This window comes from Neptunomonas qingdaonensis (genome assembly GCF_900113275.1).
GTDB lineage: Bacteria > Pseudomonadota > Gammaproteobacteria > Pseudomonadales > Balneatricaceae > Neptunomonas > Neptunomonas qingdaonensis.
In genome coordinates this window covers 100111-115994 of the sequence record NZ_FOOU01000005.1, presented here as the reverse complement: position 1 = coordinate 115994, position 15884 = coordinate 100111, and the positions used below count along the sequence as shown (strand labels likewise).

Sequence of the window (15884 nt, the reverse complement as noted above, 5' to 3'; positions counted from 1 at the left end):
GAGAGAGAAAAAATGAAAACTATCTTAAATAGCCTGCGTTCCCGCATAGCCAATACTAAGCATGATGTTCCTATCTATTGAGTATTTTGTTGTTATATTCCGGATCAAATGCAGTAACTTTCAACAAACTTTTGAGTATGTTGGTTACGCCTTCGATCTCGTAATCTTCTATATAGACAATACTGCCGTCTACTAACTGAGCCTGCAATTTACGGAATGGCTTTTCTTTAAGCCATTCCATGAATATCAATACGAGATTTTCAATCAGGATTTCATCATTATCAGTACTGACGACTTCAATTGTTTCGTCCGTAGCAACCACAAATTTTTGTGTTACAGGCACCTTGCGAAATTCTATACCTCGCCTTTCAAACAAAGTAATCAGAGTATTCTCAGGATCAAAAAGGACTATCTCAAATAACGTATTTTTATTCATTGATACGACTCTACAACAATATAGCTTTACACAAAACGCCGGGGCAAGCGGTTGCCAGCAGCGAGTGTCACGTGTACAACACTGCCACAGGCATGCACAGAGGGCCGGCGTGCTGGACATCTACCGTCTGAATTAGCTTACGCTTTTTCCTCTGGTTAGAAAATTGGTCTTGTAGCCAAATACATCTGCCCTGGCTTCTGTATTACAATGAAAATTCATATAAGAATCTTACATATCAGATGCTTACTGGTTTGTTGATTCTATCGGCCTTAATATCGACAGCTTAGTGATATTGTTAATTAATTACAGATGGCCGTAAATGACCAGTGGGCTGGTAACAGCAATTCCCGTAATACCTGAGAAATTCTACTTAATTCAATAGCCAGCTCTTTTTGAAGACAGCTTTTATGAGGACAGCTTTATGAGTACAGGCCTGCAGGAACAGATTGATCTAATTACTGATTCACTTGAGAAAAGCTCTGAGAGCGGAGCTGCCTGCTTGCTTGAGTCCATGTCACCAGCAGAAATATCCCGCGCTATTGAATCGCTTCCCGGGGATTTGAGAGACCCTTTGTGGGCACAGGTGCCGCGCTTAAAAAAAGGTGAAGTGCTGCTGGAGCTAAAGGGCGATTTACGTAGGAGCTTAATTAAGCAAACGGATGAACAAGAGCTGATCGCGTGTTTGTCGGTCATGCAAATGGACGAAATTGCCGATCTGGATGATGATCTGCCGGTGTCGGTGGTGAATGCCATGGTGACGGCAATGGACGTTCACCGCCGGGAACGCTATGAGCAGGTTAAACTTTACCCTGATGATGTTGCGGGCGGGTTGATGGATGTAGACGCCACTGCTGTACGCGGTGATGTTACCCTTAATGCGGTTTTACGTTATTTACGCCGCTTGCGGCAGCGCGAGGGCTCCCTACCTGAGCATCTTGAAAGCCTGATGGTCATTGATAGGCATAACCGGTTTATGGGGATTCTTCCTTTGAGCCTGTTGGTCTCATATGACTTATCGACAACCGTGAGTGAAGTCATGTCGCCTGACGTTGTAGGTATTAAACCTATGACCCCGAATGTTGAAGTGGCGCGAATCTTTGAAGATCACGATTTGATGTCAGCCCCCGTCATGGATGATGAAGGCTATCTTGTGGGGCGTATTACGGTAGATGACGTTATCAATGTGATGCGTGACCAGGCTGATCGTGAAATATTAGGGCGTGCCGGTTTAGATCAGCATGAGGATATGTTTGCGCCGGTAATCAATAGCTCGGTGCGCCGTGCCTTGTGGCTCGGCATAAATCTGCTGACGGCCTTTTTAGCGGCGTGGGTAATTGGCTTATTTGAAGGTTCTATTGAGAAAATGGTAGCGTTGGCCGTGCTGATGCCGGTGGTTGCCAGCATGGGTGGTGTGGCGGGGAGTCAAACCCTGACCCTGGTAACGCGAGGCATGGCGCTGGATCAAATTAGCCGGCGCAACGTATGGAAGTTAGCAGCGCACGAACTCACTATCGGTTCGCTTAATGGACTCTTTTGGGCCGGCGTGGTGGCCGCGATTGCATACTACTGGTTCAATGATCCGATGCTGGGTATGGTCTTTGGCGCAGCTATGTTGATCGTTATTTTTACCGGCGCCTTAGTCGGCACCTTTATCCCGCTGATATTGAAACGAATGGGGATTGATCCAGCGTTGGCGGGGGGTGTAGTGCTGACAACAGCGACCGACGCCATCGGCTTTTTTGCGTTTCTCGGCTTAGCCACTGTCATGTTATTGTAACGCCGCAAGAATCAATAGAGATAAACTACCTTTAAAGGGCACTGATCGGTGGTAGAAAAGCTGTTTTATAAGTCTTATTGGTTAGGCAAGTACTTCGGTAATCGATTTGAAGAGGTCCGTTTAGACGATGCAGGCCTTGTACTGACGTCTACCTATCAAGCGCCAGTCATAGTCGCCTGGTCGGATGTCAGCAGTCTTGTCAGACATACGCCAGGCATCATATTCGACACGGTTGTCTTTGAGTCGGCGGGTCAGAGAATATCCGTTGGATGGTTACATAAAAGCAACGCAATATCTTTGGCAAGGTTATTTACAGAACAATATTACACCCACCATTCTGACTGCGCTGCAAAAGCACTGGGAAAAATATCCAGCTATCTGCAAAAAAGCGGCTATCTCAGAACAAGTCACTGTCGCGCTATTCGTGACTTTGTCAGCACAGCGTTACTGGAAATACCGTCGTCCTCTGAGGCGTTAAGTCTGCCCAATACCAGCAAGGATATTTTCGCTCAGCTTAAACAATGGGCCGAGTTAGATGCTGCGATGATCGACGACATAAGAGCGCGCTATGTCGTTGAGCAAAAGCAGTGCTACCAAGCGCTTTTCGACAGGATTGAATCGAACCCGTTAACCGAGAAACAGCGTGAAGCCTGTATCATTGATGATGATAATAATCTTGTTTTAGCCGGTGCCGGCACGGGTAAAACCAGTACCATGGTGGGCAGAGTCGCTTACCTGTTAGACAGTAAGCAGGCCAGCGGCCACGAAATTTTAATGCTCGCTTTTGGTAAAAAGGCCGCACTGGAAATGCGTGACCGGGTCTCTGAAAAGTTGACTGATACATCCGTCAGCGCATGGACATTTCATGTATTAGGCCAGATGGTTATTTCAAGCGTGGAAGGTCAAAAACCGGCTATTTCGCCCTTAGCAACAGATGAAAAGCTGCTGAATAATCAGGTAAATCAATGGTTTTCAGACTTACTCGAGAAACCCGACTATAAAGAATCAACCCTGAAGTATTTTGAAAAACACCTTTTCCCAGAAGCCAACCCCTTCGATTTTAATACCCAGGGGGAGTACTTCAACTATATCCGGGCAAATGAAATAAGAACGCTGAAGGGCGAGGATGTGACAAGCTTTGAAGGATGCCTCATTGCCAATTGGTTGTTTGCTATGGGAATTGAATATAAATACCAACCATCCTACCTCGAAAGCAATGCCAGAACGCCTGATTTTAAACAGTATAAACCTGATTTTTACCTCACTGAGTTTGGCATCTATATTGATCACCTGGGTATCGACCGAGAGGGAAACACAGCGCCTTATATTGATAAAGAAAGCTATCACGCGGGCATTCAGTGGACACGTCAGCTACATAGTCAACACGCCACACGACTGATTGAAACATACCACTATGAACAGCGCGAAGAATGTTTGTTATCCAATCTGGAATCAAAATTAGCGAGTTTGAGGGTTGTGTTCGAGCCTTTGCCCGCTGATTCGGTGTTACACACATTGCGTGAGTTTGGAGCGATTGATCAGTTCTCTGTCTTACTCTCGAGCCTGTTAAAGCGTTATCGCGCTAATTGTTATATGCCAGGCGAGTTAGAGCGATTAGCGGATCATTTAGAAACAACTGGCCAGCTAAAAGCAGCCATGGATTTACTCAGACCTATCATTGAACGTTATGAGAATTTACTGGCATCAAACAACGAAATCGATTTTGAAGATATGATTGCTAAAGCCATTGGTTACATTGAAGAGGGAGCATTCACATCGCCGTGGTCGTATATTCTTGTTGATGAGTTTCAGGATATATCCCAACCCCGTGCGCGACTGGTTAAGGCATTAAGAGACTCCAGAAAGGGTACATCCGTGTTCTGTGTAGGAGATGATTGGCAGGCGATTTATCGTTTCACGGGCAGTGATGTAGGGCTCACCACCGGTTTTGAGTCTTTGTTTGGGCCTACTCAAACCACCTCGTTAGATAAAACATTCCGGTTTAACAACAGTATTAACGATGTGGCTTCACAGTTTGTTATGCAGAACCCATCTCAGGTGAAGAAGCAGATCACGACACATAACCTTGTGCATTCGCCTGCTGTGTCGCTGGTAATGAAGCCCATCACAAATAATGGAATACTCAAACACCTCATTGAGATACTTCAGAATATATCAGGCATGGCCAGGCAGGGGGCTTGTGTCTACTTACTCGCCAGATATCACTTCAGGTTATTAGAAGCAGATCAACTGGCACAGCTAAAGCGTTCGGTTCCGGCGCTTAAGATTGAGCAACATTCGTTTCATGCATCTAAGGGTAAGGAAGCTGATTACGTTGTCATCCTCGGACTGGATAATACGAAAAATGGATTTCCTTCACGCAAGCTGATCGATCCTCTTTTAGAGGTGTTATTGCCGACAGAAGAACCCTACCCGGATGCGGAAGAAAGGCGTTTGTTCTACGTAGCCATGACGCGTGCCAAACATCGCTGCTACCTGCTGACAGACATGAACAAAACATCGGACTTCGTAAAAGAATTATTGGCAGATAACTACGCGATTGAACTCAATGAATTCTATACCGAAGCATCTCAGTTAATGGCGCCAGAACATGAGTGCCCATCCTGCAAAACAGGTAGACTCGTCAAGAGGAAAGGGCCTTATGGTTCTTTTATCGCCTGTAGCAATTATCCACTTTGTCAGCATAAAAAGAGTACTTGTCCGCAGTGTTCTGCTGACATGGAAACATCAGGTCGGTTTAGCGTTTGCCTTAATCATGAATGTGGTGGATGGGTACCACTATGCCCGCAATGTGGTGGGGATTTAAAGCATCGGGAAGGGCGTTACGGGAAATTCTGGGGATGCAGTAACTACAGATCGCAAGAGCCCAGTTGTAACCATAAAGAACAGGAGATTACCTATTCTTAACATGACTGAACTCTTAACTGACCTCTTAACTAGTCACTAAACTGACAACACATACTTGCTGAGTTGAATGAGTTCCCAGCTCAGCAAGGTGTGGGGTGTCAGGTCTGGACGGAACGAATACAGGTTAGCGCTTTGATTTACCTGCGCCGTAATGTTGTTTACCTTTTCGGCCCTTCGCTCTGCCTGATCGCTTATCATCAGGTTTAGTCGCCAGTTCGAATTCAATTTTACGCTGATCCATATCGACCCGCACAACACGGATATTAATGCTATCACCGATACCAAAGCTGGTGCGGGTGCGCTCACCCACTAAACGCTGCTGGGCTGCATCAAACTGATAATAATCGTTGTTCAGAGAAGTCACATGTACCAGGCCTTCGATCAGCGTATCGTCAAGCTCAATAAACAAGCCGAAGCTGGTCACACTGCTGATTACACCGCCAAAAGTATCACCGACATGATCCTGCATATATTCGCATTTCAGCCAGGCTTCTACGTCCCAGCCAGCTTTGTCGGCTCGACGGGATACCCGCGAGCAATGATCTGCCATCGACTTCATTTTATCCAGATCGTAGGGGTAGCTTATGCCGACCTCTAAACGCGTGGCACTTTTAACCCGGTGTACTGAATCCGAGCCCCTGCCGGTTACCTTCTTCAGTGCCCGCTGCAAGATGCTACCACTCTCACTACGGCGGATGACCGAGCGAATGGCGCGGTGAACTAACAGGTCAGGATAACGCCGAATCGGTGAAGTAAAATGAGCATACGCGGGATAAGCAAGGCCGAAATGCCCCTGATTATCTGCACTATATTCCGCCTGGCTAAGCGAGCGAAGCATCATCATGCGAATAACCTGAGCGTCGTTACGCTCGTTAATGCCGCGTAGCAGAAGGTCATAATGCGCAGGTGTGGGTTTATCACCACCCGACAGATTAAGGCCTCTCTCACCGAGAAATTCACGTAGATTAGTCAGCTTCTTTTCACCGGGACCTTCGTGCACCCGATAGAGGGCAGGCAGGTTTAACTTTTCCAGAAATTGAGCCGTCGCCACGTTAGCGCAAAGCATAAACTCTTCGATCATCTTATGCGCATCGTTACGAATAACCGGCACTATCTGATCAATTTTTCTGCCTTCGGTAAATTTGAATTGGACTTCCTGTTTTTCAAAATCGATCGATCCGCGCTTAGTTCGGGCCGTTCTTAATATGGCATAAAGTTGATGCAAGGCATGAATATGTGGCACGACAGCATGATGCTTCTTAGCAACCTGTTTACCGACGCCCTGTTGCGGAGACGATAACAAAGCGCCTACCTGATGATAGGTGAGGCGGGCATGTGAGTTAATGACGCCTTCGGAAAATTTATAAGCGGATATTTTTCCACTGCGACTAATCGCCATTTCACACACCATGACTAATCGATCGACATGGGGATTGAGCGAACATAAACCATTGGAGAGTACTTCCGGTAACATCGGCACCACATGACCTGGAAAATAGACCGAGGTGCCTCGCTCTTCAGCTTCCTGATCCAGGGCGCTATTGGGTACGACGTAATGTGAAACATCAGCGATAGCTACATATAAACGCCAGCCACCGGATTTTCTTTTTTCACAGTAAACAGCGTCATCAAAATCCCGGGCATCTTCACCATCGATGGTGACAAAGGGTAAGTGTCTCAGGTCAGATCGATGAAGTTTATCAGCGTCTTTAACCACATCCGACATCGCCTTAGCTTCATCTAATACAGCCTGCGGCCATTTATGCGGAATGCCATGGCTACGAATAGCGACATCGATTTCCATGCCAGGCGCCATTGAATCACCAAGGATTTCAATAACTTTACCTTCAGCGTTAAAGCGATTACACGGGTATTCGGTTATTTCTACGGTAACGTATTGGCCTACCTGCGCACCGTTTAGCTGGTCATCTGCAATATCAATCTCGTTACGAATACGGCTGTTTTCAGGCTGTAAAAAATAATCACCTTCTTCATGTACTAAACGGCCGACAATCTGAGATGTATTTTTCTCGAGAATATCAACAATCTGTCCTTCCTGGCGGCCACGACGATTAACACCGCTGATAAGAATACGTACCTTGTCACCATTAAAAACTTTAAGCATCTGGCTATCATGTAGGTAAATATCATTACCCGCACCATGCTGTGCCATAAAGCCAAACCCGTCGGGATGTCCGATGACGAACCCTTCAACAAAATCTTCAGCGCGTAACAAGCTATAACCATTTCTAGGGTCGAAAACTAACTGGCCATCACGCTCCATCGCCCGAAGACGCCGTCTTAAGGATTCTTTATCATCACTACCGGACAGCTTTAACAGCTGGCTGAGTTGATCCCGATCCAAGGTTTTGCCTGGTTCATCGAGCAATCCCATAATATATTCCCGACTGGGAATCGGATTGCTGTATTTGTCATAATCGGCGGCATTAATTGCCTGTTGTGAGTCTTTGCTCATATATCTCTCAAATAAAGACAGCCTTGTATTATTTCGAACAGTTACTCAATCTTTAATCTGGATAGATCTCAGTCATAACAGGGCAATACGCAGGCGGTTATCACTCAATTTAGTCGAGTGAAAAAAATTGTATTCTGCTGATCATTTCTTATTCTGTACTTTTTCGGGCTGAATCTAGCCTAATCTCAACACGGTAACTAAACAAGGCGCGTGTGAGCGGACATATGAAAGAACATAAACAATCAAGTTAGCGAAAAAATAAGACGGGAATTTAAAACGGTGATACGAGGATACTAACGAGTAATACAACGATAACAAGTGGTTAAAATGCGCTTTTTCTAGGCTGGGTATCACTATATAGAGTTACTGCGCTTTGTCAATGAAACAGCTTTTTTAGGTGTTTATTGAATTACACTCAAGCTGATTGTTTAAGCTCTTTGCAAAAGATTAAACCTTTCGGGTAAATGATACGGAGCAGTGTATGAAATTGAAGGAGAAAATACGTCTGATTATTGCCGTAGCGATAATTTTTGTAGTCCTGGACGCTGCAGTGATTGCCTATATCTATTTTCAGAAGTGAATCGCCATTAGGTCTTTAGACACTTGTCAGCCGTCTTCCACACTAGTTTTCATACTTATACGCAGCATACCTAGGGTTAACTGAGGGGCAAGCTTGTTGTTGGCGGTGTGTAGCCTCAAATAATGGCTGAAGGGTTTTTAGTAAACCAGTGGCGATTTAGTTAACCATTCAAGCATCTTCCTCATGCATTTGTCCATCGATCAACATCATTTGCTCAACAGACGCCTCATCATGTTTTGCCAGCCTATAGCTGCCATTAAACATATATTCAAGGAAGATGCACTCTCCATCAGAGGCCTCAAGATGTTTGAGGACTTCAGGTGGTAATTCCACCCCCAACCCAGTGCCGACAGGTAGTATCTTAAGCTCAATCATGATGGTACTCCTCTTTTATAAGCGTACATTTAAACGACAGTCGTCATTTCAAACAGAACGTAGCTCTCTAAATTAGGTACTGTCAAATTAACACGAGCTACGAGATAATTCAAAGAGGAATTCATCCCTGTCTGAGTACAAACGCCATCGTTTTCCGTCAGAAATTCCGGGGACAGTTTACTTAACCAAGCCTACTTTAAGGAATTAAGTAAACTGTCCCCGGAATTCAAAAAATGTTTTACAAATTTCTTACAAAATCGATAACTTTATCTGACTTTCTTCTGTCTGCTTGAACGTAGAGTAAATACAGCGGTGGTTTTGATCCACTATACTCACAATTCAGGAACTTCATCATGAACACTCAAATAGAAAAACCTATGATAAGACGAATAGTACGGGCATTCGGGTTTGTTTTACTGAGCCAGCTACCGATTCTGGCGCAAGCTAATCAGGTGAATTTGAATATTAATCTGGCCACCCCGGTGATGGAGGCTGAGCAAAGTCACAGGGCTTTTATAAAAGTTTCTTTGGAAGGCTTTAAACAACAGGATAAACAGGCACGCATACCTGCCAATGTTGCCATTGTGTTGGATAAATCTGGTTCAATGGGTGGTGATAAAATTAAGTATGCCCGCGAGGCAGCTATTATGGCGATTGAACGACTTGATGAGCGGGATATTGTTTCAGTAGTTAGCTACGATTCTAAAGTTCAGGTGGTCGTGCCTGCGACTCAGGTACGTAATCATCAAGCCATTTATAACGCGATCCGTAATATTCATGCAAATGGAAATACAGCGCTGTTTGCCGGCGTTAGTAAAGGTGCGAATGAACTACGTAAGTTTCTGAGCAGAAATAAAGTCAACCGGGTTATTTTAATGTCCGATGGTTTAGCCAATGTAGGGCCTCAATCTGCTTCTGAATTGGGTGAGCTAGGCGCTTCGCTGGCGAAAGAAGGAATTAGTGTAACCACTATTGGTTTAGGGCTTGGCTATAACGAAGATCTAATGACCCGATTAGCCGGCTTTAGTGATGGTAACCATGCGTTTGTTGAGAATGCCGAAGATCTGGCGTCAGTTTTTCAGTATGAATTCGGTGATGTTCTCTCAGTGGTAGCTCAGGGGGTTAATATAGAAATCCGCTGCCGAAACGGCGTAAAGCCCATTCGTCTGCTGGGTCGGGAAAGCCAGATTATTGGTAACCGGGTAACAACCCGATTGAATCAGCTGTATAGCCAGCAGGAGAAATTCGTTATTCTTGAGGTTGAGGTTCCTGAGCAACAGGCTGAAACAGAGCTTGAGCTGGTGGCAGTTAATGTCAGCTACGATAATTTGTTTACTCAACATCAGGAAAGCTTATCCGGCCAAAGTGTTGCCCGGTTTAGTCGTTCTAAGCAGGAAGTCAAAGCTGCCCGCAATGACAAGGCATTTGAAGATGCTGTTGAGCAGGTCGCTAATGAATTTAGCCGAAATGCCATTGAAGCCCGTGATAGTGGTGACTTAGAAGGGGCGAAGAAGATCCTTCAGGATAGCGCATCCTATCTGGGTTCTCAGGCAGAATCGCTCAGCTCTCCGCGTTTGCAGGAACAAAAAGTGGAAGCCTTAAAAGATGCGGATGCATTGGAAACAGAGCAAGACTGGAATAAGCAACGTAAAGAGTTGAAAGCACGACAGTATAAGCGAGCGACTCAACAAACGTATTAATACATCTACACCTAAAATATGTCATCGGAATGAACCTGTGAAAAGACGAACGCCGCTAATTCTAGCTGTCATTATTGCACTGCCACTATTGTTGCTAGCGTGGTTTGGCGTTCGTTTTCAACTGGATCAACAACAGGTAGCGGCACATCAATTAAGCAATCTGGTAACCAGTCGATTACAGAGTATTGATCAGCAGTTTCAAGAACATTTTTCCCGGCTGCAACAGCATTTCATCCTTCGGGCAGCATCATTGCAGCGGGAAACAGAAGGGCATTATAACGTTGATAGCGTGCGCAATTTCATTAGCCAGTCGGCTGTGGTAAAGCAAGTTTTTGTCTTATCCAAGAGCGGAGAAAGACGCTATCCCCCTCAAGATCAGCCGTTGAATCAGCAAGAGCAGGATTTTGTAGAATTAACCCGTCATCTGTTGAGCGAGCCCGAGCGTTTTACTATGCCTGTTCTGGACCCGGCTCCTCCTCAGCGTGTTGCTAATCAGCGTTATTCCGGAGCGAGAAATGATGAGATACAGAGTGCCAGGTTGAGCAGCTCCGTCTCTGAAAAAGCGGGTTTCAGTGCGGATTCTTCAATTTCGGAGTTATCTACATCTGTAAAAGAGCACGCAGCAGACAGGCCTCATGGTTGGATTGCTTGGTACGCTGAAGCGGGGTTGCAACAGATCTTCTGGTTACAAGATAGCGACGGTAACATTGTCGGCTTTGCTCTGAATTTATCACGCCTTCTATCTGATTTGATTAGCTTATTACCGTCTAGCTCTGTTGCAGGCTCCGGTGTCAACGCTGAACAGGAAAATGACAGTGAAATTCGCCTTATTAATGACCGAGGTGAGCTTGCCTATAGCTGGGGGAGTCAAGACGCTGGCCCAGAGGCAGAAGCTGGCAAGAAACCGTTGCAGACCCTGTTTTTGAGTCACCCTTTGGCCAGTTGGCATCTTGATTACTATACCGCTGGCTTACCGACGCTGATAACGGGTTGGCTGGGGTTGTTCGCATTATTACTCTTACTAGCCATAGGTTTGTCTACTCTGGCTTATTTGCTATATCGCGAACATAGCCGCGAGCTAAGAGTGGCAGAACAACGGGTAAATTTTGTAAACCAGGTCTCTCATGAGCTGAAAACCCCCCTTACCAATGTTCGTTTATATACTGAGATGCTTGAGCAGGAACTACCCGAGGAGGAGGTGGTTGCACAGCGTTATCTGGGAGTGATTGGAAGTGAAGCCGCCAGGTTGTCGCGTCTGATTGAAAATGTACTGAGCTTCTCACGGTTGAAGCGTGAGGGCGCGAGCATCAGGTATCAACAAGGTGTAGTTGATAAATGTATAGAGCAGGTTGTTGAGCTATTTACGCCGGTTTTGAACTCACGAAAATTAAAGATACGTTTTGTCGGTAAAGCTAGCCAGTTATGCCATTTTGACAGTGAAGTGTTGGAACAGATTTTAAATAACCTGCTGAGTAACTGTGAAAAGTATGCAGCGGATGGACAGTTTGTTGATATCAGTAGCTGGCAAAAAGAGAGTTCAGATAGCTTATATAGCTATATCCGGATTAGCGATTTTGGCCCGGGTGTACCCGCAAATGAATCTGAAAGATTGTTCGAACCATTTTACCGAGGCAGCGACAAGCTGACTGAGGGCGTTAGTGGTACTGGTATAGGGCTGGGGCTAGCGCGTGACTTGGCCAGGGCTCATCAGGGTGACTTGATTGTGGAGCAGTCAGCCCCGACGGAGGATGTATCGGGAGCCAGCTTTTTACTAACCTTGTTTACGCCCATTGCGTTAACAACAACGAAGGCAGTATCAACAATGATGGCTGATAAACCGGATGACTAGACGGAAAGCGTTATGAAACTGTTAATTGCTGAAGATGATTTACATATTCGCCAAGGTCTGGCGACTTTACTCGAGTCTGAAGGTTATGAATGTATAGAAGCGGCAGATGGAGATGAGGCGTGGAAGTTGTATCTGCAACATGAGCCTACTCTGGTGTTGCTGGATATCATGATGCCTAAGCAAGACGGTTATTCGGTTTGTCGTCGCATTCGCCAGCATAATGAGCAACTCCCAGTGATCTTTATTACTGCAAAATCAGAAGAGATCGATCAGGTTCTTGGATTAGAGCTAGGCGCCGATGATTATATTAAAAAGCCTTTCGGTAGCCGCGAAGTTATCGCCCGGATTCGGGCGGTAGCACGGAGAGCTTTGCGTCCGGCTGCTGGTATAATTGAAAATGACTGCTTTGTTATGGATGACCTTCAAATCAGGCCATCAGAACTACGTGCGCTGCGAAATAATCAGGTAATAGAGCTAAGCTTAAGGGATTTGAAAATACTACGATTGCTGTTTGAACAGCGGGGTAAGGTGGTAGATCGCGATGCATTGTTTAATCATTGCTGGGGGCGGGATTATTTTGCTAACAGCCGTACCTTGGATCAGCATATATCCAAACTGCGTAAGGTGATTGAACTGAACCCCAAAACGCCCCGAATTATCAGCACGGTACATGGAATAGGTTATAGGTTTGATAATTAGTGTTGTTCAGGAATTCCGGGGACAGTTTACTTAACCAAACCTATTTTAAGGAATTAAGTAAACTGTCCCCGTAATGGCCAATAGCTCAGGCGCAGAGATTTTTAAGTGTTCATGCAGTGGTTCAAAACCTTTTCAACCTTGGTAGGGGAGACGGTTTCAGCATCGAGCTATCGAAATTTCAGGGAAGGTGCGTTTAATGAATGGAGAAAAGAGACTGCTTAGGGCTTCTCGCTTGATTCTGGTGTGGGTGATGAAGTTAACTTGTCGATACAATTCCAATAGTATGCTCGTTCGACTCCCCCATATTTTGTCTCATGTTCGACTATCACTCTAAGCAGTTTACCATTCAAGCATCTTCCTCATGCATTTGTCCATCGACCAACATCATTTGCTCAACAGACTCCTCGTCATGTTTTGCCAGCCTATAGCTGCCATTAAACATATATTCAAGGAAGATGCACTCTCCATCATTGGCCTCCAGATGCTTGAGGACTTCAGGTGGTAATTCCACCCCCAACCCAGTGCCGACAGGTAGTATCTTAAGCTCAATCATGATTGTACTCCTCTTTTATAAGCGTACATTTGAAACGACAGTCGTCATTTAAAAAACGTAACTCACTAAATAAGGTACTGTCAAATTAACACGAGCTACGAGATAATTCAAAGATGAATTCATCCCTGTCTAAGTACAAACGCCATCGTTTTCCGTCAGAAATCATCCAGTATGCGATGATTTAAATCAATAGATCAGGCGCAGAGATTTTTAAGTGTTCATGCAGTGGTTCATAACCTTTTCAACCTTGGTAGGGGGATGGTTTCAGCATCGAGCTATCGAAATTTCAGGGAAGGTGCGTTTAATGAATGGAGAAAAGCGATTGCTTAAGGCTTCTCGCTCGATTCTGGTGTGGGTGATGCAGTTAACTTGTCGGTACTCTTTTCTAGCTGAACCCTGGGTATTTTTCCGGCTATTATCTAAGTATTTTGCCGAATGCTCCAGGAGGTGCTGTTCTCAATGCGTTAATTAACTACACGAAAAAATGCCCGTAGTTCTGGAATGTTCACAGATTGCACTTGTACTGTTAACGATTGATCTAATTCAGTATTATCCTGACGTTGTAACTTAGGCTCTATAGCAAGGTCTGGCAAAATAACTGTAGTCTTTCGCTCATCGTGCAGAACGACGACTGCTTCTCCTTGCCAATTACCATTGCCTTCGCCTTGCTTCGTTTTATATTGATTAAGGTAGAGCATGGTCCAATGCTGATTAGAATTACGTTCAGCTTTACGTGCTGCAAATGATGCTTCATCCGCCAGACCGATCCTTTCTACAAGCTCCTCGTGGCCCAGCAGAGGACGTTGTGGTTGTTGTGAATGCTGCGTTAAAAATGCCCTGAGCTGTTGGTGCACGATTAAATCCAGATAGCGTCTGATAGGGCTGGTTACCCGTGTATAAATTGGCAGTCCAAGCCCAAAGTGTGCAGCCGGTTCTGTAGTATGCCGGGATGCCTTAAAACAACGCCGGTATGCATAATGCTCGGACATTTTTTGCGGATGCTGAATTTCTACGGGTTCGGGTTGATAGGCATAGGGAATCGGGATGTTATTTTTATGCGCAAATAATGCCACGGCCTCACCCGCCGCCAGCATCGCCTCTGTGACTATCTTACGACTTCCACCTTGCCTATAAGGACGTATCGAAATTTCTCCATTATCGACACTGATGTTTACCTCGGGTAAATCCAGCATTGCGGCGTTATTATTGATTCGGCGTTGATGAAAACGATCTGTCACTGATTTTAATTCAATAAATGTGCTGTCCAACTCCTTGTCGGCATCGTCGTAGGTGGTTCGGGTAACTTGAAGTAATGAAAAACAGAGTTCTATATCTTCTATTTCTCCATTTTCTCCAATAGTAAAGCCAATAGAGAGAGCATTGCTTTGTTCTTGCAAGCCAAGTCCAAGTTGTTGTGTGATGCCTGACGGCAACATATGAATGGTCTGATCAGGCAAATACACGTTGGTGCCGCGAGAACGCGCTTCAATATCCAACTCAGAACCTGGAATTACCAGTGAGGAAACATCAGCGATATGTACCCATAAACGGTTTCCTTCCAATGAGATTGCGTCATCAGGATCTTGATTGCCGACATCATCAATCGCCCAAGCCTGTAAGTGTTGCAGATCACGTCGACTGGTTTCAACTGCCTCAGGAATGGCTATCTCAGGATTACTCATGGTGACCCCCATGCGACGCGGCCAAGGGTTGTATTCTTGTGGCCAATAACCGAGTTTAATTAACAGCGCATGCGCGGCTTCTTTGGTCTCTTGAATACCAGCTGCTTTTAAGATTCGGCTATTTTCCCGCTCACCACAGGCTAGCTGTTCAACCTCAATAAGCTGGGGGTAATCTGTTTCTTCAATGTGACCATTGCTTATGCGCTTGATCAATGTATCCCAGGCTTCTTGCTGTTGAACCCGCGACTCTCGTTTTTCTTTATCAGCAGCGATGAGTTCTTGCGGCCGAGCCTTTATAAGATCCTCTCCAGCATCTTTCGCGTTTTCATCAGCAAGCAATTCAAAATAAAGGCCATCCATCACCAGCATCCAGCTAGACCATGCGCTTTGCGGAGAAAATTCCCCGTATAGAAAATCAGATAATTCACTCAGGGAGACCGCTTCTTCTTCGAGTAATTCCAATGTTTCACTTAAGGTTTCAGGAGGATCAGGCAACTCAATATCGAGAGTAGAAATATCGCCTACCGGACCAGGGTGTAACAGTTTGATGTCTTTATTACGCACCCGTTTGGTTGTTTTTAAGATTGAAATTTCAATCTTGTCATCCTTATCACCAATGGCATCTACTCTTGCAGCTTTACTTTTATAGTAAACCAATGCGCCTATTTTAAACTCTGACATACGTAATACTGACACTTTTTTTAAAGAAGATGATATAAACATACCCCTCCAGTTTTTGCCACTTTTAGTACTTTTATTACATTCTTTATAGATCTAGAATAGCCCGTTACATCGAGGAGTACTTTATCCCCAAAAAACCATACTTCGA

The 15884-nt window shown here is 45.1% G+C and carries 10 protein-coding genes; 5 read left to right on the top strand and 5 right to left on the bottom strand.

Going from position 1 to position 15884, the window contains the following annotated elements:
- Positions 1–70 precede the first annotated feature (70 nt).
- Positions 71–436: a hypothetical protein gene (locus tag BM099_RS09125; protein ID WP_090727031.1), complete on the bottom strand. Its 366-nt coding sequence runs from the start codon at positions 434–436 to the stop codon at positions 71–73.
- Between the two features lie 421 nt (positions 437–857).
- Between BM099_RS09125 and mgtE the strand changes: the two genes are divergently transcribed.
- Together mgtE and BM099_RS09115 are read left to right on the top strand one after the other, a co-directional pair.
- Positions 858–2213 carry a magnesium transporter gene (mgtE, locus tag BM099_RS09120; RefSeq protein ID WP_090727029.1) on the top strand — a complete coding sequence of 452 codons (1356 nt, stop codon included), beginning with the start codon at positions 858–860 and terminating at the stop codon, positions 2211–2213.
- 48 nt (positions 2214–2261) lie between these two features.
- Positions 2262–5141, top strand: a complete 2880-nt coding sequence (locus BM099_RS09115) for a UvrD-helicase domain-containing protein (protein ID WP_090727026.1) — start codon at positions 2262–2264, stop codon at positions 5139–5141.
- 124 nt (positions 5142–5265) lie between these two features.
- Here BM099_RS09115 and rnr read toward each other — a convergent pair whose 3' ends face one another.
- Positions 5266–7617, bottom strand: a complete 2352-nt coding sequence (rnr, locus tag BM099_RS09110; protein ID WP_090727024.1) for a ribonuclease R — start codon at positions 7615–7617, stop codon at positions 5266–5268.
- Positions 7618–8365: 748 nt separating this feature from the next.
- On the bottom strand, positions 8366–8572 hold the full coding sequence (locus BM099_RS09105; protein ID WP_090727021.1) for a hypothetical protein: 207 nt from the start codon (positions 8570–8572) through the stop codon (positions 8366–8368).
- Between the two features lie 353 nt (positions 8573–8925).
- Between BM099_RS09105 and BM099_RS09100 the strand changes: the two genes are divergently transcribed.
- The 3 genes from BM099_RS09100 to BM099_RS09090 are packed head-to-tail and all read left to right on the top strand — an operon-like array spanning position 8926 to position 12820.
- Positions 8926–10272, top strand: coding sequence for a vWA domain-containing protein (locus BM099_RS09100; RefSeq protein ID WP_090727019.1), 1347 nt, complete (start codon positions 8926–8928; stop codon positions 10270–10272).
- Between the two features lie 37 nt (positions 10273–10309).
- A complete protein-coding gene (locus BM099_RS09095; RefSeq protein ID WP_090727017.1) occupies positions 10310–12121 on the top strand; it encodes a sensor histidine kinase in 1812 nt (603 codons plus the stop codon).
- Between the two features lie 12 nt (positions 12122–12133).
- Entirely contained in the window at positions 12134–12820 is a 687-nt protein-coding gene (locus tag BM099_RS09090; RefSeq protein ID WP_090727014.1) for a response regulator transcription factor, read from the top strand.
- A 346-nt stretch (positions 12821–13166) separates the two neighbouring features.
- Here the strand turns inward: BM099_RS09090 and BM099_RS09085 are convergent, their stop codons facing one another.
- On the bottom strand, positions 13167–13373 hold the full coding sequence (locus BM099_RS09085) for an AbrB/MazE/SpoVT family DNA-binding domain-containing protein (protein ID WP_090727012.1): 207 nt from the start codon (positions 13371–13373) through the stop codon (positions 13167–13169).
- Between the two features lie 464 nt (positions 13374–13837).
- Positions 13838–15778, bottom strand: coding sequence for a ribonuclease catalytic domain-containing protein (locus BM099_RS09080; protein WP_090727009.1), 1941 nt, complete (start codon positions 15776–15778; stop codon positions 13838–13840).
- Between the last annotated feature and the right edge of the window lie 106 nt (positions 15779–15884).

Bases quoted from the DNA above. Each gene is read 5' to 3' on its own strand.
- BM099_RS09125 (WP_090727031.1), bottom strand. From the start codon at position 436: ATGAATAAAAATACGTTATTTGAGATAGTCCTTTTTGATCCTGAGAAT.
- BM099_RS09090 (WP_090727014.1), top strand. From the start codon at position 12,134: ATGAAACTGTTAATTGCTGAAGATGATTTACATATTCGCCAAGGTCTG.
- mgtE (WP_090727029.1), top strand. From the start codon at position 858: ATGAGTACAGGCCTGCAGGAACAGATTGATCTAATTACTGATTCACTT.
- rnr (WP_090727024.1), bottom strand. From the start codon at position 7,617: ATGAGCAAAGACTCACAACAGGCAATTAATGCCGCCGATTATGACAAA.
- BM099_RS09085 (WP_090727012.1), bottom strand. From the start codon at position 13,373: ATGATTGAGCTTAAGATACTACCTGTCGGCACTGGGTTGGGGGTGGAA.
- BM099_RS09080 (WP_090727009.1), bottom strand. From the start codon at position 15,778: ATGTTTATATCATCTTCTTTAAAAAAAGTGTCAGTATTACGTATGTCA.
- BM099_RS09100 (WP_090727019.1), top strand. From the start codon at position 8,926: ATGAACACTCAAATAGAAAAACCTATGATAAGACGAATAGTACGGGCA.
- BM099_RS09105 (WP_090727021.1), bottom strand. From the start codon at position 8,572: ATGATTGAGCTTAAGATACTACCTGTCGGCACTGGGTTGGGGGTGGAA.